General features: G+C 63.9%; 17 protein-coding genes. 6 read left to right on the top strand and 11 right to left on the bottom strand.

All coding sequences use genetic code 11. The features are described 5' to 3' along the window. Nucleotides 1–94: 94 nt before the first annotated feature. The 3 genes from QD172_RS12060 to lptF are packed head-to-tail and all read right to left on the bottom strand — an operon-like array spanning nt 95 to nt 2,731. On the bottom strand, nt 95–562 hold the full coding sequence (locus QD172_RS12060; protein ID WP_279855855.1) for an RDD family protein: 468 nt from the start codon (nt 560–562) through the stop codon (nt 95–97). Then, a complete protein-coding gene (gene lptG, locus QD172_RS12055) occupies nt 555–1,637 on the bottom strand; it encodes an LPS export ABC transporter permease LptG (RefSeq protein WP_077378750.1) in 1,083 nt (360 codons plus the stop codon). Before lptG ends, QD172_RS12060 begins: the two co-directional genes overlap by 8 nt. Next, nucleotides 1,637–2,731: an LPS export ABC transporter permease LptF gene (gene lptF / locus QD172_RS12050; RefSeq protein ID WP_169477242.1), complete on the bottom strand. Its 1,095-nt coding sequence runs from the start codon at nt 2,729–2,731 to the stop codon at nt 1,637–1,639. The genes lptG and lptF overlap by 1 nt, the downstream gene beginning before the upstream one ends. Before the next feature lie 494 nt (nt 2,732–3,225). Between lptF and QD172_RS12045 the strand changes: the two genes are divergently transcribed. The 3 genes from QD172_RS12045 (at nt 3,226) to QD172_RS12035 (ending at nt 6,635) form a co-directional block, all read left to right on the top strand. Then, nucleotides 3,226–4,746, top strand: coding sequence for a leucyl aminopeptidase (locus QD172_RS12045; protein WP_279855854.1), 1,521 nt, complete (start codon nt 3,226–3,228; stop codon nt 4,744–4,746). A gap of 145 nt (nt 4,747–4,891) precedes the next feature. Beyond that, nucleotides 4,892–5,986 carry a branched-chain amino acid aminotransferase gene (locus QD172_RS12040; protein WP_279855853.1) on the top strand — a complete coding sequence of 365 codons (1,095 nt, stop codon included), beginning with the start codon at nt 4,892–4,894 and terminating at the stop codon, nt 5,984–5,986. A 178-nt stretch (nt 5,987–6,164) separates the two neighbouring features. Beyond that, on the top strand, nt 6,165–6,635 hold the full coding sequence (locus tag QD172_RS12035; RefSeq protein ID WP_077378736.1) for a DNA polymerase III subunit chi: 471 nt from the start codon (nt 6,165–6,167) through the stop codon (nt 6,633–6,635). A gap of 33 nt (nt 6,636–6,668) precedes the next feature. On the opposite strand, the gene QD172_RS12030 is transcribed toward QD172_RS12035, so the two are convergent. After that, the gene (locus QD172_RS12030) at nt 6,669–9,641 is read right to left on the bottom strand and encodes an ATP-binding protein (RefSeq protein WP_279855852.1); all 2,973 of its coding nucleotides are present in this window, start codon (nt 9,639–9,641) and stop codon (nt 6,669–6,671) included. Between the two features lie 265 nt (nt 9,642–9,906). Between QD172_RS12030 and QD172_RS12025 the strand changes: the two genes are divergently transcribed. Then, the gene (locus QD172_RS12025) at nt 9,907–12,750 is read left to right on the top strand and encodes a valine--tRNA ligase (RefSeq protein ID WP_279855851.1); all 2,844 of its coding nucleotides are present in this window, start codon (nt 9,907–9,909) and stop codon (nt 12,748–12,750) included. Nucleotides 12,751–12,864: 114 nt separating this feature from the next. On the opposite strand, the gene QD172_RS12020 is transcribed toward QD172_RS12025, so the two are convergent. Next, entirely contained in the window at nt 12,865–13,386 is a 522-nt protein-coding gene (locus QD172_RS12020; RefSeq protein ID WP_077378721.1) for an META domain-containing protein, read from the bottom strand. A gap of 315 nt (nt 13,387–13,701) precedes the next feature. On the opposite strand from QD172_RS12020, the gene QD172_RS12015 reads away from it, so the two are divergent. Beyond that, nucleotides 13,702–14,412: a phosphatase PAP2 family protein gene (locus QD172_RS12015; protein ID WP_279855850.1), complete on the top strand. Its 711-nt coding sequence runs from the start codon at nt 13,702–13,704 to the stop codon at nt 14,410–14,412. A 32-nt stretch (nt 14,413–14,444) separates the two neighbouring features. Here the strand turns inward: QD172_RS12015 and QD172_RS12010 are convergent, their stop codons facing one another. The 4 genes from QD172_RS12010 to QD172_RS11995 all read right to left on the bottom strand — a co-directional run bounded on the left by QD172_RS12010 (nt 14,445) and on the right by QD172_RS11995 (nt 19,770). After that, complete coding sequence (locus QD172_RS12010) at nt 14,445–15,617, bottom strand: GGDEF domain-containing protein (protein WP_279855849.1); 1,173 nt, start codon at nt 15,615–15,617, stop codon at nt 14,445–14,447. Nucleotides 15,618–15,920: 303 nt separating this feature from the next. Continuing rightward, nucleotides 15,921–16,361, bottom strand: coding sequence for a VOC family protein (locus tag QD172_RS12005; RefSeq protein ID WP_084209428.1), 441 nt, complete (start codon nt 16,359–16,361; stop codon nt 15,921–15,923). A 175-nt stretch (nt 16,362–16,536) separates the two neighbouring features. Then, nucleotides 16,537–18,855, bottom strand: coding sequence for an FdhF/YdeP family oxidoreductase (locus tag QD172_RS12000; RefSeq protein WP_136939164.1), 2,319 nt, complete (start codon nt 18,853–18,855; stop codon nt 16,537–16,539). A gap of 138 nt (nt 18,856–18,993) precedes the next feature. Then, nucleotides 18,994–19,770 (bottom strand): formate dehydrogenase accessory sulfurtransferase FdhD, encoded by a 777-nt coding sequence (locus tag QD172_RS11995; RefSeq protein WP_077378706.1) that lies wholly within the window; start codon nt 19,768–19,770, stop codon nt 18,994–18,996. A 315-nt stretch (nt 19,771–20,085) separates the two neighbouring features. Here QD172_RS11995 and QD172_RS11990 point away from each other — a divergent pair, with 315 nt between their 5' ends. Continuing rightward, nucleotides 20,086–21,159, top strand: coding sequence for a rhodanese-related sulfurtransferase (locus QD172_RS11990; protein ID WP_279855848.1), 1,074 nt, complete (start codon nt 20,086–20,088; stop codon nt 21,157–21,159). Between the two features lie 74 nt (nt 21,160–21,233). Here the strand turns inward: QD172_RS11990 and QD172_RS11985 are convergent, their stop codons facing one another. Together QD172_RS11985 and QD172_RS11980 are read right to left on the bottom strand one after the other, a co-directional pair. Next, nucleotides 21,234–22,121 (bottom strand): LysR family transcriptional regulator, encoded by an 888-nt coding sequence (locus tag QD172_RS11985; protein WP_176493709.1) that lies wholly within the window; start codon nt 22,119–22,121, stop codon nt 21,234–21,236. 195 nt (nt 22,122–22,316) lie between these two features. Then, complete coding sequence (locus QD172_RS11980) at nt 22,317–22,448, bottom strand: entericidin A/B family lipoprotein (protein ID WP_077378697.1); 132 nt, start codon at nt 22,446–22,448, stop codon at nt 22,317–22,319. Nucleotides 22,449–22,523 lie beyond the last annotated feature (75 nt).

Raw genomic sequence — 22,523 nt, 5'->3', positions numbered from 1 at the left:
GGGCGTTGTGTTTTCCGGCATTCGGCATGCCTTTCACGGCGATTCCTGCACGCCGCCCTTGCACGACACCCGCAAGGCGGCGCCTACCGGGCCGTCACTCTCGGCTGGGCCTCGGCACCACCACCACGCGCGTGCCTGAGGCGATGTCGTGCCAGCTGCGGTGTTCAGGGTCCCATAGCTGCCAGAGATACCCTAGCCCACCGCATCCCAGCGAGAGACCGGCAACCAGAAAACGCAGCAGACACTGAGGCAGTGTCGGTGCGCAGCCTTCCGGCGTCTGCAGCCTCAGCCGCCAGGCCTGCATGCCCAACGTCATGCCACTTCGGCTCCAGAAGTAGGCAAAGAAGGCGAACACCGCCACCAGCAGAAGCGAGCGGAACAATGGCGACTGATTGGCCTCACCGCCATTCGCGGCCACCCCCACGAACCCCAGCACGATCAACAGCGCCACTACCAGAAAGGTGTCATACACCAATCCGCCCAGACGCCGCATCAGCCCGGCTGGGCGCACGCCCTGCTGCGCGAAGCAGCGCCGGGCCACCGGGCACCGTGCCCTAGCCACTGCGACGAATCAGCAGCAGGCCGATCACGTAACAGGCGATCGTGGGGGCCAGTACTGCCCAGATGGGCGCGAACCCGAAGACCACCGAGGCCGGTGCCAGCAGGTCCTGCAGGTATTTGAACAGTAGACCGACGATGATCCCGTAGAACACGCGCGTCCCGGCTGCCACGGTGCGCAACGGCCCGAACACGAAGGACGCTGCCACCAGCACCAGCGCTGCCAGCGTCAGCGGTTGCAGGATCTTCTGCCAGAAGTACAGCAATGGCTGGTTGGCAGACAGACCCTGCCCCTTCAGATAGCTGGCGTAGCGCCACAGATCAGAGGCGGATTGCTGCTTGGGTTCGGTGATCACCAGCTTGAGCAGGTCCGGCGTCAATCGGGTGTCCCACTGGCGCGAGTCCTGCTGCTCGACACGCGTGGAGGCCACCTCGCCGCCCTCACGCTCGAAGACCGTGGTTTCCACCGCCTCCAGCGTCCAATGGTCGTCCTCCCAGACGGCACGCCGGGCGTACATGGCCTGCTTGAGCTCCTGATCATCATCGAATTGATAGCGGGTCACGTTGAGCACCACATCATCACTGCGGATCGAACCGAAGCGATAGAAGTTGTTGCCCTCACGCTGCCAGCCACCGCCTTCGGCATAGACGGCACCCGCCCCCTGCTGCTTCTCGGCGCGCCAGGCATCGGCCTGCATCTCGGTGACAGGCGCCACGTACTCTCCCACGGCCATGGTGATGGCGATCACCAGCCCGAGCGGCTTCATCACGCCCCACAGGATGCGCGTCAAGGAGCGGCCCGCCGCACGCATGATGGTCAGCTCATTGCTGGATGCCATGCTGCCCAGGCCGATCAAGGCCCCCAGCAGCACCCCTACCGGCACGAATTCGTAGAAACGTGACGGTAGCCTCATCAACAGGTAGAGCAAGACCTCAAGGGCACCGTAATCCCCCTCGACATCGCCCAGGTCATTGATATAGGTGATCATCAGGTCAAGCCCGAGGATCAGTACCTGTACCACCAGCATGGCCAGCAGCACGTTGCGCGCGATGTAACGGTCGAGACGATCAAGCAGCATCAGCGGCCACCTCCGCGGTTGTCGCGCCAGCTCAGCCAGAGGCCAAGCGCCAGATAGACGCCGTGAATGGGCCACAGGCCGATCGCGGCCGGATATTTGCCGGACGCGACGGCATTCTGAGCCGCGATCAGCAAGCTGAGGTAGGTGATATGCACGAAGATGGCCGGCAGCAGACGCGCGAAGCGGCCCTGGCGCGGATTGACGCGCGCCAGTGGCAGACCGATCAGCATCAGGATCGGCACCATCAACGGCAGGGAGATACGCCATTGCAGCTGGGCCTGGGCTTCGGGCGTCTGCGTGGCCAACAGCTCTCGGGTGGAGACGAGTTCGATGTCATCCTTGAGGCTTGCCTCGCTCTGCCCCTCGCTGACCCGCACCGCATAACGCTCGAAGCCCAGTCGCTGTGAAGCCGACTTGCCCGGCTCCACCGCGTAGCGTGAGCCATCCGCCAGCACCAGATAGCGACTGCCGGTCTCCTCGCTGACGTCCTGGAAGGCGCGCTCGGCGCGCACCACCGACTGACTCGGTTCGCTGTCATCGCGGCGGGTGGCCCCGTCATTGCCACGCTCGGCGATGAAGACGTGCTTCAGTTCGCTGTTGTCGTCACTCATGCTCTCGGCATAGACGGTGCGATCGCCGATTTGCTGAAAACGTCCCGCGCCCAGCACCGAGAAGTCGGTCTTCTGCTTCTGAAGCTCCAGCAACATCTCGTTCTTCAGCGCGCCAGCCGGCGTCAGATAGAGGCTGCAGGCCGCCACCAGCGCCGTGATCAGCAGTGCCGGCAGCAAGGTGACGCGCAGCAGGCGCTCCGGGCCGACACCGCAGGCCACCAGCACGGTGATCTCACTGTTCATGTACAGCTGACCGAAGGCCAGCAGCACGGCCAGGAAGAAGGACAGCGGCAACAGCAGCTCGAAGAACCCCGGCAGGTGATAGAGCATCAGGCTGCCGAGAATCGAGGCCGGGAAGTCCCCCTCTGCCGCGTCACTGAAATAGCGGATGAATCGGCTGCCCATGATGACAAGCATCAACACCCCGGCCACCGCGGCCATGGTGGTGAGAATCTCGCGTGTCAGGTAGCGGAAGATGATCAAATGAAACTCCTGTTTCCCACTCGCAATCGAGCGTGTTGACCAGAACGATGATAGCCGGTGAAGACACGATACGGGACACATGAAGATGCACCATCCCTCATGCATGCCGAACCGCCTTTGCGTACACTGGGCATCCGGCCTGCACTTGCGCCTCGGCCCGGTGCGATCGAGTGTCGATGACACTGGGCGTACCGAGCCCCGCAAGGGCATGCTCGAGCATTATCCAGAAAGCATGCAGCCTTGTCGCGGCCATGCCTTGCGACAGGCACATGATCTTCCGCATGATGGACGGCACCGGGGGATGCTTGCCATCAGCGGCCAGTGTCCCCATTCAAAGGTCATGCTCGGTCAGACACCGACGGACGGCAGAGCCTCTTCACATCCGCCCCTGCCGGACCTGGATGCCTGACCCCGGATATCGCGACACGTCCGACCCGCTTCGGTCTGACGCTATCCTCATTTTCGTATCCCTTACTCGCCCGCGTGGAGTTGTCATGGAATTTCCTGTTGTCACTGTCAATCCGGCCCAGCTAGAGACCGCCTGCCTGGTGGTTCCCGTCATTGAAGGCGAACTCGATGGCGCCGCGGCACGTCTGGACGATGCCAGCGAAAAGCTGATTTCCCAGCTGATCGAACGCGGCGACTTCAAGGCCGAACTGGGCAACACCCTGCTGCTGCCTTTCGCCCCGGGGCTCGGCGCACAGCGCCTGCTGCTGGCCGGGTTCGGCAAGGCCGAGAAACTCGACGAGAGCCGCTACAAGCGCGGGCTGGACGCCGCCATGGCGGCACTGCTCAAGCTGCCGGTGGAAGACGCCGCCTTCGCGGGAGTCGGCCTCGATATCGAGCTGCGCGACGCCGCATGGAAGGCACGCATGATCGCCGAGAGCGCGCTGCGCAACGCTTACCGTTTCACCGAGATGAAGAGTCAGCCGGGCGAGCCTGCCTCTCTGACCCGTCTGAGCGTGGTAAGTGCCGACAAGAGTCAGCAGGCAGAACTGGAAGCGGGTCTGCGTATTGGCGCGGCCATCGGCGAAGGGGTCAACGAAGCCCGCACCCTGGGCAATCTGCCGGGCAACATCTGCACCCCGACCTATCTGGGCGAGCGTGCCGAGCAACTGGGCAGCACCTCCGAAGGCGCACTGAAGGTGACCGTGCTGGGTGAGGAAGAACTCGAGAAGCTTGGCGCCCTGTCACTGCTCTCGGTCGGCCGTGGCAGTGAAGAGCCGAGCCGTCTGATCGTGATGGAATACCGCGGCGCGGAAGACGAGAACGAGGCACCGCACGTGCTGGTCGGCAAGGGCATCACCTTCGATACCGGTGGCATCTCGCTGAAGCCGGGCGCCGGCATGGACGAGATGAAGTACGACATGGGCGGCGCGGCGAGCGTCTTCGGCACCATGCGCACCGTGCTGACACTCAAGCCCAAGCTCAACGTGGTCGCCATCGTGGCCAGCGCCGAGAACATGCCGGACGGCCGTGCCACCAAGCCGGGCGACATCATCAAGACCCTGAAGGGCCTGACCGTCGAAGTCCTCAACACCGACGCCGAAGGCCGCCTGGTGCTGTGCGACGCCCTGACGTACGCCGAGCGCTTCGAGCCGGCCAGCGTCGTCGACATCGCCACCCTGACCGGCGCCTGCGTCATCGCGCTGGGCAATCACGCCACCGGCCTGATCTCCAACGATGATGACCTGGCGCTGGATCTGCTGGATGCCGGGGAAGAAGCCTGGGACCGCGCATGGCACATGCCGTTGTGGGACGAGTATCAGGCACAGCTGGATTCCAACTTCGCCGACATCGCCAACATCGGTGGCCGTGAAGCCGGCATGATCACCGCAGGTTGCTTCCTGTCCCGCTTCGCGGACACCTTCCCGTGGGCGCACCTGGACATCGCCGGCACCGCCTGGCAGTCCGGCAAGCAGAAAGGTGCCAGCGGCCGCCCGGTGGGCCTGCTGACCCAGTATCTGCTGGATCGCGAAGCGGAACTCAATGCCGCCCAGGAAGAGACGCTCTGAGGCTTCGCATGCTCTCGATGGCGTGCTAGCGTTGAGACACGCGGGTCGGCACGCCACTCGGCACCGCTGACCCCAGAGGTCCTATAAAAATGATTCGACCCCCGGCGTTTCGCGCCGGGGGTCTCGCTGCTACGGAGACACCCACGTGACCAAAGGCTTCGACGTCCGCGCGTCCACGCAACCGGCGGATGCTGCCATTCGCGACACCATCCTGGCCAATCCCGGCTTCGGCCGTCACTTCAGCGACCACATGGCACACGTCCGCTGGACCACCGATGGCGGCTGGCACGGCCATGAAGTCCGCCCCTATGGCCCGCTGAGCCTCGACCCCGCCGCCTCGGTACTGCACTACGCCCAGGAAATCTTCGAAGGCATCAAGGCCTATCGTCATGAAGACGGCTCGGTGTGGACCTTCCGCCCCGAGAAGAACGCGGCACGCTTCCGCAATTCCGCCCGCCGCCTGGCACTGCCGGAGCTCTCCGACGAGGACTTCGTCGGCTCGCTCAAGGCCCTGCTCGCCCAGGACAGCGCCTGGGTACCGACCCCCGCCAGCGCCAGCGATGAGTGCAGCCTCTACCTTCGCCCGTTCATGATCGCCAGCGAAGCCTTCCTCGGTGTGCGTCCGTCACGTGAAGTCGATTACTACGTGATCGCCTCGCCGGTGGCCGCCTACTTCAAGGGTGGCATCAAGCCCGTCTCCATCTGGCTGTCCTCGCATTACAACCGTGCGGCGGCCGGTGGCACCGGTTTTGCCAAGTGTGGCGGCAACTATGCCGGTTCCCTGGCGGCCCAGAGCGAAGCTACCGCCAATGGCTGCGATCAGGTCGTCTTCCTGGATGCCGCCGAGAACAAGTGGGTCGAGGAACTGGGTGGCATGAACCTGTTCTTCGTCTTCAAGGATGGTCGTCTGGTCACGCCGCGTCTGACCGGCACCATTCTGGAAGGTGTCACCCGTGACTCCATCCTGACCATGGCGGGTGATCTCGGCCTGACGCCGGAAGAGCGCCCGGTCAGCATCGACGAGTGGCGCGAAGGTATCGCCTCCGGTGAGATCACCGAGGTGTTCGCCTGCGGTACCGCCGCCGTCATCACCCCGGTGGGCGAGCTGGTCAGCGAAGACGCGCGTCTGGATCTGACTGCCAATGCCGGCGACGTGGCCATGCGTCTGCGTCGCCAGCTGCTGGACCTTCAATACGGCCGCGCCGAAGACACGCGTGGCTGGATGACCCGCCTGGCGTAAGCCCTGTGGCCCATGCCAGACGACAACATGAAGGCCCGCCTCGCAAGAGGCGGGCCTTCATGTTTGCAGACGCGAAGATATCGCGCTTTCCGATGCGTACCGAGTCCCTCCTGCATCGAAGCCGCGTGGCGAGTGCGGTATCCTGAGCGCTCGCGAACTCTTGCCACGAGCGGTGCCCATGACCCAGATCGACTTCTACATCCTGCCCGATACCACGCTGGAAGCCCGGCTGGAATTCGCCTGCCGTCTGGCCGAGACCATCCATGCCAAGGGGTTCCGCCTGCACGTGCATGTCGAGGATGAGGCGATGGCGCGTCAGTTCGATGAGCACCTGTGGCAGTTCCGCCCCGAGAGCTTCGTACCCCATGCGCTGGATATCGATCTGGATCTCGCGGCGCGCGAGGCAGAACACGCCGATGACGTGCCACGTCCGCCCGTGACCATCGGTTGGCAGGACGCGCCGGCACCGGGCATCGAGGCACTGCTCAACCTGCACCCCGAGATCCCCGAGTGGTTCTCGCGTTTCGAGCGCGTCGCCGAGATCATCAACCAGCATCAGGATGTGCTGGTCACCAAGCGCGAATGCTGGCGTACCTACAAGTCACGCGGCTATGCGGTGCGTTCGCATCAGCTCAAGGGCGTGAGCTGACGCCGGCAGGTGCCGGTGGTGCTGTCAGCCGACTCAGCGCTCGCGTTCCTCGTCTTGCTCCCGAGCCTCGAGAAACTCGCGAAAACGCACGATCAGCCACTCGATCCAGTGCTCGACGTCCAGCATGCCGGGGGGACTCTCCCCCACCGCAAAGAATTCCGGCGGCAGGCCATCGGCTTCCGCACCCGTTCGTTCGCCGATACGCACAGCCCACAACGGCGCCTCACGCGGCAGACGCTGGATCTCGCTGAACAGCGACGCCACGCTCATGTCGGCGACGTCTCCGAAGATCACCATGCAGGGACTGACATCACGCACCAGGCGCAAGGCCTGAGCCGCGCTGCTGGCAGTGATGATGTCCAGATTGGCGACATGGCTGCCGATCACTTCCAGGCGCAGTCTGTCCTCCGCGCGCGTGCTGATCACCAGCCAGCGACACGCCACTGGCAGCGCCTGATCTGCCGACCATGCCGCCTTCACGACCTGTTCATGGGCACTGACATCCGCCAACGGCAGCCATACCCGGAAACAGGCCCCCTCGCCCAGTACGCTCTGCGCGGTGATCTCCCCCTGCATCCGCCGCGCCAGCTCACGCGACAGCGCAAGCCCGAGGCCCGTGCCCTCGATTCCCGAATCCTCACGGCCCAGACGCGAGAAAGGCTGGAACAGCTGAGCCGCCTGATTCGGGTCAAACCCGAAGCCACCATCCTCGACATCCACCCAGGCCATCTCCTGGCCGTGGGAGTCGATACCGCGTCCGAGAGCGAGACGTATCCAGCCGCCCGCGCGGTTGTACTTGATGGCATTCCCCATCAGGTTGCCGAGAATCTGGTCCAGACGACGGCGATCGGCATTCAGCCACAGCGACGCCTCTTCCAGCGCCAGTGACAGCGTCAGTTCCGCCTGGTCCAGCCGCGGCTGGTACTGACTGACGAGGCGAATCAGGTGCTGGCCGATCGACAGAGGCTGGCAATCGAGGGGCAGTTCTCCCGCTTCAAGGCTCGACATCTGCAGCACGTCCTCGATCAGCGCCGAGAGCTGGCTTGCCGCGTGGCCCGCTTCATCCACATAGCGACGCTGTTCGCGCGTCAGGGACGATTCGTCCGCCAGCAGGTCAGTGAAGCCCAGGATGGCATTGAGGGGCGTGCGGATCTCGTGACTGAAGCTCGAGAAGAACCGCGACTTGGACTGACTTGCCTCGGTGGCGCTGTCACGTGCCGCTTCCAGCACCTGCAGCGTCTGCTTGTGACGCTGGATGTCCAGCACCACCCCCGTGGCACGCAGCGGTCGTCCGTCACCATCGCGGCGGGTCACCTGACCTCGCACCTGCATCCACACCCAGCTGCCGTCGGCATGGCGGTAACGCACGTCACGCGCCTCGGCCCAGCTGTCGCCATGCAACACGCGCCAGCGGGATTCCAGCATCCCCGCCAGATCCTCCGGGTGAGTCATGGCATCGAGATCGGCCAGATGCATGCTGGCCTGGATGGGGAGCCCCATCATCAGGAAGAAGTTCTCGTGGAAGTGGAGATCATCACGCTCGAAGTCATACCGCCAGGTCGCATCACCGGAGGCCGCCATCACCATCTCGACATGCCGGGCATCCTCGGCGCGTTCGAGCTCGATCTGATCACGCCGCAATGCGGCTTCCCGCAGGGCTTCCCCCGCCTGGTCAAGCTCTTGCAAGGCAAAACGCTGACGCACCACCGGCTGTCCGCGACCGATGCGCAGCGCCATGTCACTCAAGCGTTCCAGGGCTTCGGAAAGCGTGGTGGCCATGGACTCCGCCCGCCAGCGCATCACCACCAGCAGGACCAGGAAGAAGGCGATCAGGCCGACCAGCATCACGTAACCCAACTGATTGAAACGCGTATTCCAGTGCTGGATGCCGCTTTCCACCTGCTGCGGGTCCACCACGGCCAGCAGCCGCCAGTCCGTCCCCTCCACCGGATACCACGCCACCAGCCGCTCACCGGCGAGCAGCGGTATCTTGCGCATGCCATGGGGAGCATCGTCGATACCATGCAGCAGGCGCACCATCTCCGGCGACTTGCTCTGATCACGTGCCGTTTCCAGGAAGCGGTCATGCGTCAACGGGGTCGGCTCGATCCGCGGAGTGACATGCACCCCGAAATCCTTCTGACCGGCCTCGGGCATGGCCAGTACGCTGTTGCCACTCACCAGCACCAGATAGGCGTTCCAGGGAAGTCGCGTGCTCTCGAGATGCTTCGCCAGCGCATCGAGCGTGACATCGATACCGACGACCCCCTCAAGGAAGTCCCCACGATGCACCGGCATCAGGGTCGAGATCAGCCAGCCTCCCCCGACGGGGTCCTGATAGGCCGGCGTCACGACCGGCTCACGCGTGGGATTGTTGCGATCATCGGCCAGGTAATAGAAGCCGTAGCTGGTGAGATCCACCCCGGGGGTGAAGATGCCGTGGGTGTCGATCCACGGCTTGATACGGAAATAGCCGTCGTAGCTGGAGAACCACGCCTGACGCAGCTCGGGACGGATCTCGAGCATGTCCTGCATGACCGTATCCAGCCGCGACAGCCGTGCCACCTTGCCGTAGTCCTGCAGATAACTGGGGGCCAGCGACGAATAATAGGAGCCGGCCTCCCCGTCATCCTCGGCCACGTAGAGGGTGCCATCCTCACTGAAGACATGACGCGCCATCTCTCGGACACGCTCGCCCGGCGCGATGGGAGCATCCATCTCACGGAGTGCCGAGTGTGCCAGCTGCTGCACTTCCCTGCGCCAATCCTCCACCACCATGCCGGCATGCTCCGCCTCATAACGGCTCAGCTGCTCAAGCTGGGTGCGGATCAGGTCTTCACGGGTCGCTTCCTGCTGCTGCGCGACCAGCCAGTGCAAGCCCAGATAACCGCCCAGCAGTGCCACCTCCATCACCAGCAGTGGCACCAGGGCATGACGCAGCAGTTCATGCCAGACCCAGCGACGGGTCGGACGAGGTGCACCATCCGTGGGGCGAGGCTTGGACATTGCGGCTCCGCGAGCAGGAACAGGAGGGAGACTACGAGGCGAGGCACCTCGGCGTCAGCAGGTTGCGACAGGATACGGCATCATTGCGTGGATGTTGCCTGCTTTGTGAAACCGTCCCCTTGGCGAGGGCCACAAGAGCCTGCACGCCAAGACCGAATGACGCCTGACATCAGCGGCGCTATAATCGAGCCCATTTTCTGCCTGCGCTGCCCCGCTCACTGAGCCGGCGCGGGACGTCCCGCCCAACCGGATCATTTGCAGACCCATGGACAAGACCTACCAACCGAACGCCATCGAGACGCGCTGGTACGAGCGCTGGGAATCCGAGAATCGCTTTGCGCCGTCAGGCCAGGGCGAGAGCTTCTCACTGGTCATCCCGCCGCCCAACGTCACCGGCTCCCTGCACATGGGCCATGCCTTCCAGGATTCCATCATGGACACCCTGGTGCGCTGGCGTCGCATGCAGGGTCGCAACACCCTGTGGCAGGTAGGCACCGACCACGCCGGTATCGCCACGCAGATGCTGGTGGAGCGCAAGGTCGCCGCCGAAGAAGGCAAGACGCGTCATGATCTGGGTCGCGAAGCCTTCACCGACAAGATCTGGGAGTGGAAGGAAGAGTCCGGCGGCAACATCACGCGTCAGCTGCGTCGCATGGGCACCAGCATCGACTGGAGCCGCGAGCGCTTCACCATGGACGATGGCTTCTACAAGGCCGTGCAGGAAGTCTTCGTGCGTCTGCACAAGGAAGACCTCATCTACCGTGGCAAGCGTCTGGTCAATTGGGACCCGACCCTGCACACCGCGATCTCCGATCTCGAAGTCGAGAACCGTGATCAGCAAGGCAGCTTCTGGCACTTCCGCTATCCGCTCGCCGATGGCGTCAAGACCGCCGATGGCAAGGACTACGTCGTGGTCGCCACCACGCGCCCGGAAACCCTGTTGGGTGACACCGGCGTGGCCGTCAATCCCAAGGATGAACGCTACGCAAGCCTGGTCGGCAAGTTCATCGAACTGCCGCTGGTCGGCCGTCGCATCCCCATCGTCGCCGATGAACACGCCGACATGGAAAAGGGCTCCGGTTGCGTCAAGATCACTCCGGCACACGACTTCAATGACTACGAAGTCGGCAAGCGTCAGGGCCATCTGCTGATCAACGTGATGAGCCAGGATGCCACCATCCTGGAGCGCGCCGAGATCTACGACCTGCAGGGACGTCCGCAGCCCCAGGAAGACGCCAGCCTGCCGGCCGCCTACGCCGGTCTGGATCGCTTCGTCGCGCGCGAGAAGCTGGTCGCCGACATGGACGCGCGGGGTCTGCTGGAGCAGGTCGAGACCATCAACAACACCCTGCCCCACGGTGACCGCTCCGGCGACGTCATCGAGCCGCTGCTGACGGACCAGTGGTTCGTGGCCGTCGAGGAGCTGGCACGCCCGGCCATCGAGGCGGTCGAGAACGGCGACATCGAGTTCGTGCCCAAGAACTACGAGAACATGTACTTCGCGTGGATGCGCGACCTGCAGGATTGGTGCATCTCGCGTCAGCTGTGGTGGGGCCACCGCATTCCGGCCTGGTATGACAACGACGGCAACGTCTATGTCGGCCGCAACGAGGAAGAAGTCCGCGCCGAGAACCAGCTGGGTGCCGACATCGAACTGCGTCAGGACGAAGACGTCCTCGACACCTGGTTCAGCTCTGCGCTGTGGACCTTCGGCACCCTCGGCTGGCCGGCGGACACCGAAGAACTCAAGACCTTCCACTCCACCGACGTGCTGGTCACCGGCTTCGACATCATCTTCTTCTGGGTGGCGCGGATGATCATGTTCACCCTGAAGTTCAAGGGTGAAGTGCCGTTCCGCAAGGTCTACGTGCATGGTCTGGTGCGCGACAGCCTCGGGCAGAAGATGTCCAAGTCCAAGGGCAACGTCCTCGATCCCATCGACCTGATCGACGGCATCGGCCTGGATGAGCTGGTCGAGAAGCGTACCGGCAACATGATGCAGCCCAAGAAGGCCAAGGCGATCGCCAAGGCCACGCGCAACGAGTTCCCGGAAGGCATCGAGCCGCACGGTACCGATGCGCTGCGCTACACCCTGCTGTCACTGGCTTCCACCGGGCGTGACGTGAAGTTCGACATGGGCCGTCTCGATGGCTATCGCAACTTCTGCAACAAGCTGTGGAATGCGGCGCGCTACGTGCTGATGAATGCCGAGGACCAGGATTGCGGCGTCAACGGCGAAGCCGTCGAGCTGTCACTGGCCGATCGCTGGATCATCGCGCGCCTGCAGCAGACCGAGCAGCAGGTCACCCGCGCGCTGGAAGAGTTCCGCTTCGACCACGCCTCCCAGGCGCTCTATGAGTTCATCTGGAACGAGTACTGCGACTGGTATCTGGAGCTGTCCAAGCCGGTGTTGTGGGACGAGAACGCCAGCGCGGAAGCCAAGCGCGGCACGCGTCGCACCCTGGTGCGCGCGCTCGAGACCATCCTGCGCCTGATCCACCCGATGATGCCGTTCATCTCCGAGGAGATCTGGCAGCGCATCGCGCCTCACGCCGGCAAGCCGGTGGAAGGCGAGAGCATCATGAGCCAGGCGTGGCCGCAGGCCGACGCCGAGCGGATCGATGAGCAGGCCATCCGTGACATCGAGTGGCTCAAGGGCATCATCATCGCGGTGCGCAATATCCGCAACGAGCTGAACCTGTCCCCGGGCAAGCCGCTGGAGGTCTACCTGCAGAACGGGGCCGACGGCGACGCCGAGCGTCTGGAAGCCAATCGTCTGTTCCTGTCCAAGCTGGCCCGTCTGGAAAGCATCACCTTCCTGGCAGCGGGCGATGAAGCGCCGATGTCCGCCATCCAGCGCGTCGGTGAGCTGGAAGTGCTGGTGCCGATGGCCGGCCTGATCGACAAGGATGCCGAGCTCAAGCGCATCGACAAGGAACACGAGAAGCAGCAGAAGGTCATCACCGGTCTCGAGAACAAGCTCGGCAACGAGAAGTTCGTCGGTCGCGCACCGGCCGATGTGGTCGAGAAGGAGCGCGCCAAGCTGGCCGATGCCCAGGCGGAGCTTGCACTGCTGGAAAGTCAGCGCGCCAAGATCGAAGCGCTGTAAGCCACACTCGTCTTGATCGCAGGCAAAAGCCCCCGGCACCGAAAGGTGCCGGGGGCTTTCTTCATTCCGCGCATGTCACGGGAGTCGGCGCAGGTGCTCAATCGTCGCTAGCGCTCAGTCGTCGCTGGCCGCGACAGGCATGAAGGTCGCCAGCAGGTAGCCGGTGTCATCCATCACACGCAGGCGAGCGCTCTCGCCACTGCCGACGATCTGATAGCGAGCCACCTCCTCCAGCATGCGATTGAAGGCATTGGACTGCTCCGGATTGGGGCACATCTTCATGGTCGAGGCCAGCGGGCCAATCTCCAGGGTCTGGCGAGACTCATCCAGTACCACCGGCCCCATCAGACGATTGCAGCCATTGCTGCCCACCAGACGCAGGCGGTCATCCTCTTCATCCGCCAGCTGCTCCGGTGTCGGGGCCTGCAACAGGAAATTGGGCGCCTCACCGGTCTCCTCGGTCTTCGAGAAGCTCCAGGGGGTACCGACCAGCGCGGGGCTCGCACTGCCGGCACCGCTCCCGCCGCCCTGCCCGGCGTCCGTCGCGCCTGAGTGACTGACCGCGCAGCCGGCCAGCAGGGAAGTCGCGATCGCCAGCGAAGTGGCAAGTGATAGACGGCGCAAGATGACGCTCATGAAGAGATCCCCCGTGATGAGCCTGCCCTCGATGTCAGGCATTGATGAAACGATCGGGCGCGAGCATGCAGACCCGTCGCGTAAACCACAAGCCCCTTGATGCCCTGCGCCATCCCGGTCCCGACAGGCCGACTGGCTTGCGAGACGATAGCCCGCCAGATCGCGTCTGACGCAACGATGCTTCTCTCCTGGAACATTCGAAAACAGTGTTTCTTGAAGAGCCTTTGAAATTACCATACGCCGTGAAGGCAGCGATAGGGATCGCTTGCTGATGCTTGATGATACCTCGCACCATCTGCACCAGGAGGGACGGAGATGCTGACCAGACGACTACTGGCACACAATGCCACAGGATTCGCCTTGCTGATCAGCTGGTGGATACCGGCACTGGATTTCTGGCCCGATCTGGACGGCCGGGTATTCTGGGCATTCAATCACCTCATCTCGCCACTCAATCCGCACTGGGATACCCTGCTGGGGCTTCTCAACACGCGGTTCTTCGATGCTGCGGCCTTCGGCCTGATGGGTGTCCTGTTCTGCTGGGCGATGCTTGAGGATTCGCGCCCCGACCGCTACCGGCGCTGGACCAGCCTCGGCATCACCATGTTGCTGACCGCCGGTATCATCTCGCTGTTCGTGCTGCGCGCCATCAGCTACGGCCATGCCAGTCCGACTCGCGTCTTCCAGCACGCACAGCATCTCTCCGACCTGGTGTCCTTCAAGACCAAGGACTCGGCCTCGAACAGCTTCCCGGGGGATCACGGCTTGATGCTGATGGTCTTCGCCGGTTACATGTGGGCCTTCGCCCCACGACGCATCGCGCTGTGGAGTCTGGCATTCGTGGTGATATTGAGTGCCCCACGCATCATGGTGGGTGCCCATTGGTTCAGTGATGTCTATCTGGGCTCGCTCAGCATTGCACTGATCATTCTGCCCTGGGTGCTGTGTACGCCCGTGGCGTGCCGTCTGGCGAGAGCCATCGAGCGCTGCCTGTCAGGCCTGGGCCGGCACACGCTCGAGAACTGAAGAGCGACTCGAGAGCGCAAGACAGCCTCGAATCACCCCACGAGTGTCCTGTCGGCAAAGTGCCCATGTTCTGCCGGGGGCTCACCCTGATCCCCCTGGCGCGCCGTCTCAGGGGCAGCCAAGAGGCTGCGTGGCTCGCCTTCCCTTTCCTGCTGCCGCTCACCCCCCGCTACCACCCGGTCGCGCCCCTGATGTTTGGCGTGGTACAGGCGACGATCCGCCAGCTGCAGCAGGTCATCCAGTGATTCACACTCATGACTGACGGCGACCCCTATCGAGACGGTGACCGGCACGGCGCTTCCCGCAAACTGTGGCGGCGAGCTGGCCAGCAGGGAACGTATCCGTCCCGCCACGGAAATCGCCTCGCCGCGCCCGCTGCGCGGCAACAGCACCAGAAACTCCTCACCACCGATACGCCCTGCTCTATCCCCCTGGCGCAGTGTGGCATTGAGCAGGCGCCCGATCTGTCTCAGGGCCTCATCACCTGCCGCATGCCCCCGCAGATCATTGATCTGCTTGAAGTGATCCACATCCATCATCAATACCGAGCAGGGCACGGCGTCCTGCCACCATTTTTCCGCCTGGCGCAGGGCCTGGCGCCGATTGAACAGCCCGGTCAGCTCATCGCGACTGGCATCCTGGCGGTACTGGCGTTCGAAGTGTTCGGTGAGTGCCAGCATGCGCCACAGGAAGGTGACCATCAGCATGAAGACGGCAAACAGGTTGAATGACTGCATGATCCAGACAGGGATGAAGCCATCGGAAACATGCTGAGAGGCCACCATCAGCGACAGCACTGCAGCGACGAAGAGAGACAGCGTGCTGATGACACGCACCTTGCCTGACAGGGGTGCAAGATGGATACCGGCCATCACGATGAAGAAGTAATACTCGTAGCCGGCGGCATTGCCGAAGCAGTAGGAGGCAAGCCAGGTCATCAACGTCAGACTGCCCAGTACCAGCACCAGGGCCATCAGCATGTGATGCTGACGATGCAACAGCACTCCCAGCAGCCCCACCAGCACCATGATCCCGCTGGCGAACGCCAGGCGTGGTGCCTTGAGCACCATGAAGACAGGCAGCCAGGCCACATAAAGGCCCAGCACCATCAGATAGACCCACAGATAGGCATGATAGAAACGGCGATGCTCGACAGCGAGCAGACGCGGTTCTTGACGCAACCAGGCACGAGCAACACTCAACATCAGGCAGTCCTTGCCATTCGGCAGTCATCACGTGGGCGAAACTCTCATGACACGGACACGGCCAGCGCGCGACAGGGGGAGTGTCATGGAGCCTGCACCTGTCTGGACGGCAGGGGTAGCCCTGCACAACACCAGAAAGCCACCGCATGACGTGTCATGTCTCATGCGGCGAGCATTATCGTTCTGATCACAGCATAAGCCCAAATGCCGGTTCCGCCAGCCCCGCACCGACATTGCGTCACCATTGTGCGACGCTTGCCCGCGCCTGAGCGCTGTCGGGCATCGCGACCCCCGGCGTGAGCGTTACCAGCTGCCGGTATTGGCCATCGAGACCCACGGTTCCTGCGGCGCAAGGGGTTCGCCGGCCTGCAGCAACTCCAGCGAGATGCCATCCGGGCTCTTAACGAACGCCATGTGGCCGTCACGCGGTGGGCGATTGAGGGTCACGCCATTGTCCATCAGATGCTGACAGGTGGCGTAGATGTCCTCGACACGATAGGCCAGATGGCCGAAGTTGCGCCCACCTTCATAGTCTTCCGGGTCCCAGTTATGGGTCAGTTCCAGCATCGGCGCCTGCATCTCACGGGCACGTTCGGCATCCTGCGGGGCTGCCAGGAAGATCAGCGTGAAGCGGCCCTTCTCGGAATCCTTGCGCGAGATCTCGACCATGCCGAGCAGGTCACGGAAGAAATGCAGTGAAGCGTCGACATCACGGATACGCAGCATGGTGTGCAGATATTGCATGGATCACTCTCTTGAACGATGGATGAGCCGGCACTGAAGACGGGAAAGGACGTACGCCGAGCGAAGCGGGCTCGGCGTACGGGAATATTCTAGACACACGACTGCCGCGCGACGAGTCTCCTCGCCACGCGGCAATGTGGTGATGCTTGCATCCTGCTGCTGGCGCCTCGCGCCGTCAGGCGATGCGTGAACTGCGCTCCAGCCGCACGGGGACCGCCTTGGAGGCAGGTGTGCCGGTATCGCTGCCATGGCTTTCCAATGCGACCAGCACATTGGTTTCCGGATAATAGGCACCGATGCAACCGGCCGGGATATCGTATTCCACCAGCTTGAACTGAGGCGCACGCCGCTCACTGCCATCCGGGCGCGGCTCACCGACCATGTCGACCCAGTCACCATCGGCCAGCCCCAGGCGGGCAAGGTCCTGCGCATTGATGAAGACCACTCGACGCTGACCCGACACGCCACGATAGCGGTCGTTGTAGCCATAGACGGTGGTGTTGTACTGATCATGGCTACGCATGGTCTGCAGGGTCAACCAGCCTTCCCGACGCGCGAGCTGCTGATGCAGCACGGACCCCGGCAGCGCCGCCGCCGAGAACTCCGCCTGGCCACTGGTGGTGGGGAAGCGCAGCTCACGCACCGGGTTGGCGAGATGGAAACCGCGCTTGTGGGCCAGACGGGCATTGAAATCGGCAAAGCCGGGAATCACCGCCGCGATCTCGTCGCGGATGAGATCATAGTTCTCGCTCAGCGCCTCCCAGTTGACCGGGTCACTCACGCCGCGCCGTGGCAGCACCCGGGCAAGCGTGGCGCGCGCGATACCCGCGATGATGCCGGGTTCCGAGCGCAGCTCGTCACTGGCCGGCGCCTTGATGCCAGCGCTTGAGTGCACCATCGACATCGAGTCCTCGACGCTGATGTGCTGGGAGGCCACCTGTGCGGAGCGGTCGATCTCGCTGCGCCCCAGACACGGCAGAATCAGCGCTTGCGTCGTCTTGCCGATCACCAGATGACTGCGGTTGAGCTTGGTGCTGATCTGGACGTTGAGCTTGAGGTTGCGCATGGCCGCCTCGGTGCGCTCGCTGTCCGGCGTGGCGCGCGTGAAGTTGCCGCCCAGCGCGATGAAGGTCTTCGCCCTGCCCTGTTCCAGCGCCGCCAGACTCTCCACGGTGTTGAAGCCCTGGCCACGCGGCATGCTCACGCCATAGCGGGCTTCGAGTGCATCGATCAACGCGGCCGGCGCCTTCTCGTCGATGCCCATGGTGCGGTCTCCCTGGACATTGGAATGTCCGCGAACGGGGCAGGCACCGGCACCGGGACGCCCGAAATGGCCCCCGAGCAGCAGCAGATTGACGATCTCCCGGACGCTGTCCACGGCGTGCAGATGTTGCGTGATGCCCATCGCCCAGGTGCAGATGACGTTGTCGGCCCCGGCGAAGATCATCGCGGCCTCCTCGAGCTGCGCACGGGTCAGCCCGGACTGATCCTCGAGCGTGGCCCAGTCCGTCGCCTCGACCACGTCCTGCCAGGCCGTCGCTCCCCGCGTGTGGCGCTCGATGAAGGAAGCAGCGCGCGTGAATTCGCCGCGCGCCTCCATGGCGAAGAGTGCCTTGGCCATGCCACGCACCGCCGCCATGTCACCCCCCATCCGCGGCTGGTAATAACGATGGCTGATGGGCTGACTGGAGAGGGTCATCATCTCCAGCGGCGACTGCGGGTCGGCGAAGCGCTCCAGCCCCCGTTCACGCAACGGATTGAAGCTGACGATGCGCGCCCCACGTCGAGAGGCACGTCGCAGGTCCCCCAGCATGCGGGGATGGTTGGTGCCGGGGTTCTGACCGAACACGAAGATGGCATCCGCGTGCTCGAAATCCTCCAGCAGTACCGTGCCCTTGCCGACACCGAGACTCGCCTTCATGCCGACGCCACTGGCCTCATGACACATGTTGGAGCAGTCGGGGAAGTTGTTGGTGCCGAACAGACGCACGAACAGCTGATACAGATAGGCCGCCTCGTTGCTGGCGCGTCCGGAGGTATAGAACAGCGCCTCATCCGGTGACGTCAGCGCATCGAGGTGCTCGGCGATGATCGCGAAGGCCGCCTCCCAGCTGATCGGCTCGTAGCGGTCACTGGCCGCGTCATAGCGCATCGGCTCGGTCAGGCGGCCCTGATCCTCGAGCATGAAGTCGTCCCAGCCCAGCAGCTCCGTGACGGTGTGCTGAGCGAAGAAGCGCGGCGTGACACGCTTGGCGGTCACTTCCCAGGCCACTGCCTTGGCGCCGTTCTCGCAGAATTCGAAGGAGGAGCCGTGCTCCGGATCGCCCCAGGCGCAGCCGGGGCAGTCAAAGCCCTTGTCCTGATTGGCCTTGAGCAGGGAGCGCACGCTCTTCCATGGCGCCCTGGAGTGGCTGACATGCTGACCGACACTCTTGAGCGCCCCCCAGCCGCCCGCCGGACCGGAGTAGGCAGCGATGCGGGGATGGCGCGTCATCCTCTCATCCTCACGTGGCAGGCGAGCCGATGCGTGCTCAGGCGTCTCGGGGGCGGCAATATCAGTCATGTCAGGGTCCACAGGCAAAAGGGGAAGGCGGGAAAGGATCAGACAGGCGTGAGTACGCGCCAGGGGCCGTCAGTCGGCCTGCCCACTGAGCAGCTCGAGTCGACGCCCGCGATGGGCACAGATCAGGTTGAGATCACAGGCACGCGCGGTCTCCACCGCTAGGCGTGAAGGCACGGCAAGGGTGGCAAGCGTCGGAATGCGGGCACGGATGGTCTTCTGGACCAGCTCCAGACTGCAGCGACTGGAGACCAGCAGTGCCTCGGGCCAGACGCCGCTGTCGAGACTCATGCCGATCACGCGGTCCAGCGCATTGTGGCGACCGATATCGGCCCCCTGCGAGATCAAGCCGCCCTCGGCGTCCAGCCCCAGCGCCAGGTGCATGCCGCGCCGTGTCGCGCGCTCCAGGCGCTCCAGCCCACGCATCAACGCCTCAGGTGAGAGCGCTGCCCGTGGCGGCAGTCGTGTCAGGCCAGCCATCAGCTCGGCCTCATCCTGCACGCCACAGGCGCCACAGCTGGACACGCTGCTCTCGCGCCGCTGATGGCCCTCGGCCTTGCGCGCCAGCGCCTCGCTGACGTCCAGACGCACCGCCAGCCCATGGCGCAGCCGCGAGAGATGGATGGCAGTGACCTCCTCACGCCGCGTGATCCAGCCTGCGGTGAAGGCGTGCCCCAGCGCCAGTGGCTCCAGCGCCTCGGGGCTCGCCAGCAGCGTGCCCATCGGGATCTCATTGAGCACCAGACTCACGGGTAGCTCGGAGGGCCCATCCAGCTCTCGCAAGGGCCGCTCACGCGCATCCTGATAACGCAGTCCCTCGGTCGCTGCTTGATAGAGTGAATCACTCATTCCGACACCCCGTTGTGCGCGACATCACTGTGCAGATTCGCGAATGTACGCAAGCCGTCATGGCGATACGATAGCGTCATCATCGATCGCTCACCAATTGAACTCGCCCGTACCTTGATAGACACCATCAATGAAATTGCCAGCATGAGGCGACCCCTTGATCCTGCGCAGGAAATTCGTGCGCGAGTCACGTAAAATATGCCGCCGAACCACGAAGGCTCGCCTGGACGACGCGGCACTCACGCGCTGTCGCACGCCTTCCCTTCTGATCATCCTGCTCCGGATTTACGTTCCGGCCCGCATGAGGACTCCTGCATGACCGATACCCCCACGACCGTCGCACCGGCTGCCGACACCGCTCGTCCCAGCCCGCTGGCGCCGCAGCATGTCGTCTGCGCGCTCTACAAGTTCGTCACCCTCGAGGACTTCGAGTCGCTGCGCGAACCGCTGCTGGCAGTGATGGACGAGCATGGCATCCGCGGCACCCTGCTGCTGGCACGCGAAGGCATCAATGGCACCGTCTCCGGCTCTCGCGCCGGCATCGATGCCCTGCTGGCCTGGCTGACGGCAGACCCGCGCCTGGCGGAACTGGACACCAAGCAGTCTCTGGCAGAGCAGTCCCCCTTCCTGCGTGCCAAGGTCAAGCTCAAGCGCGAGATCGTCACCATGGGCGTGGAAGGGATCGACCCGCGCCATACCGTCGGTACCTACGTGGAGCCGAAGGACTGGAACGCGCTGATCTCCGACCCTGACGTGCTGCTGATCGACACCCGCAACGACTATGAAGTGGAAGTGGGGACCTTCAAGGGTGCCGTCAACCCGAACACGGCCGCTTTCCGTGATTTCCCGGACTATGTCTCCCGTGAGCTGGACCCGCAGCAGCACCGCAAGGTGGCGATGTTCTGCACCGGAGGCATTCGCTGCGAAAAATCCACCGCCTATCTGAAGGAGCAGGGGTTTGAGGAGGTCTATCACCTCAAGGGCGGCATTCTGAAGTATCTGGAAGAGGTGCCCCAAGAAGAGACGCTGTGGCAGGGCGAATGTTTCGTGTTCGATGACCGTGTCACCGTCGACCACAAGTTGCGCCCCGGTCAGTTCGACCAATGTCACGCCTGCCGTCTGCCGATCACGCAAGCGGACAAGCAGAGCGACAAGTACCAGAAGGGTGTCAGCTGCCCGCGCTGCTACGACAAGCTCAGCGATGCCCAGAAGGCACGCTTTGCCGAGCGCGAGAATCAGATTCGTCTCGCCGAGCAACGGGGTGAGGCGCACCTGGGCAAGGACGCGCTCGCCCAGATGCAGGCGCGTCGTGACGCCAAGCAGCGTCAGCGCGAAGCGGCTCGTCTGGCCGCGCTCAAGGCGCAGACGAAGGACGCCGACAAGGGCTGACCCCGACCTCGTGCGTGGCTGAAGACTGATCAAGACACCCCGTTTTCACGGGGTGTCTTGCGTTGCCCCCTCCATCATCCGTCCACGTCTGCCGACCGAGGGAGCGAGCGCAACAGCTCCAGCACGGCATTCAGCCGACGGCTATGCTGTTGGCCGCTACGCCACAGCAGCCCCACCGTCTCGCCCTCCCCGGGCAGGCGTCGCGCCACCAGCCCCGTACCGAGACGCGAGTCGGCAAGGTATTCCGCCAGCACGCTCACCCCCAGGCCCGCCTCCAGCATCACGCCCAGCGCCGCGATGGAATTGGCTTCCAGCAACGGCGACGGCTGATGGTTCAGCTGAGCCAGTTGCTGATTGAGCCGGCGTCGCTGCTGCATCTCCGGCGTCAGCAGCACCAGCGGATACTCCCGCAGACACTCCCATGCGGGTGTCTCGGGCAGCAGGAAATGCGCCTGACTGGCAATCAGCGCCGAATGCTCCTGATAGAGCGGTCGGCAGGCGAAGCCGCTCATGGCGGGGGCCGCCGGATAGCCGACCGCGAGATCCAGCTCACCATCCTCCAGCCCCTGAGCCAGCGAGGAGGTGGACAGCTCCCGCATGCGCAGGGAGAGCTGGGGAAAGGCCTCACGCAGACGCGGCAGGAATTCCCCCACCGCCGCCAGCGCGGACGGCACGACACCCAGCGTCAGCCGACCGGTCAGCACGGCCTCGGGTGACAGATCTCCCTTGAGCTCATCCAGCTCGGCGATGATGCGCCGCGCATGCGTCAGCACCCGCTCCCCCTCCGGCGTGAAGCCTTCGAAACGATGCCCTCTGAGAATCAGCGCCGTGCCCAGCTCCTCCTCGAGCTGCTTGAGACGCGCCGAGAGCGTCGGCTGGGTGACATGGCAGACTCGCGCCGCCCGTCCGAAATGGCGTTCATTGGCCAGCGCGACCAGAAAGCCCAACTGCCGATGATCCATGACGGGGTCCTTGCGAGGGGGAGAGTAGAGAAAGTGAATGGCACGCAGAGCAGATGCACGCGACGACGGAAGGCTGGACACGACGACGCCCGGCGGAAATCACCGGGCGTCATCATCGGCGCAGGGCCGCTCTTGCATCACGCCTCATGCCTCACGTCTCGTGCTGACAGTGAAGCGGCGTGCCTGGCGACCTGCTTACTGGGCAGCGTCCTGAACGGCTTCACCTGCGTGTTCGACATCCTGGCCGGCACCGTCAACGGTGTTGCAGCCGGAGAGTGCCGCCACAGTGAAGAAAGAGGCGAACAGCAGTGCAATGGTACGGGACATGGTCATGCTCCTTGTGGTGATGGATATCATGGATCCTGCCATTCAACGCGTCATGCCTGCGCTGATACCCATTAC

It is taken from the genome of Cobetia sp. 10Alg 146, from assembly GCF_029846385.1.
Classification (GTDB): Bacteria; Pseudomonadota; Gammaproteobacteria; order Pseudomonadales; family Halomonadaceae; genus Cobetia; species Cobetia marina.
The sequence above is the reverse complement of the archived record's forward strand: the minus strand, read 5'-3'. Positions and strand labels throughout refer to the sequence as shown.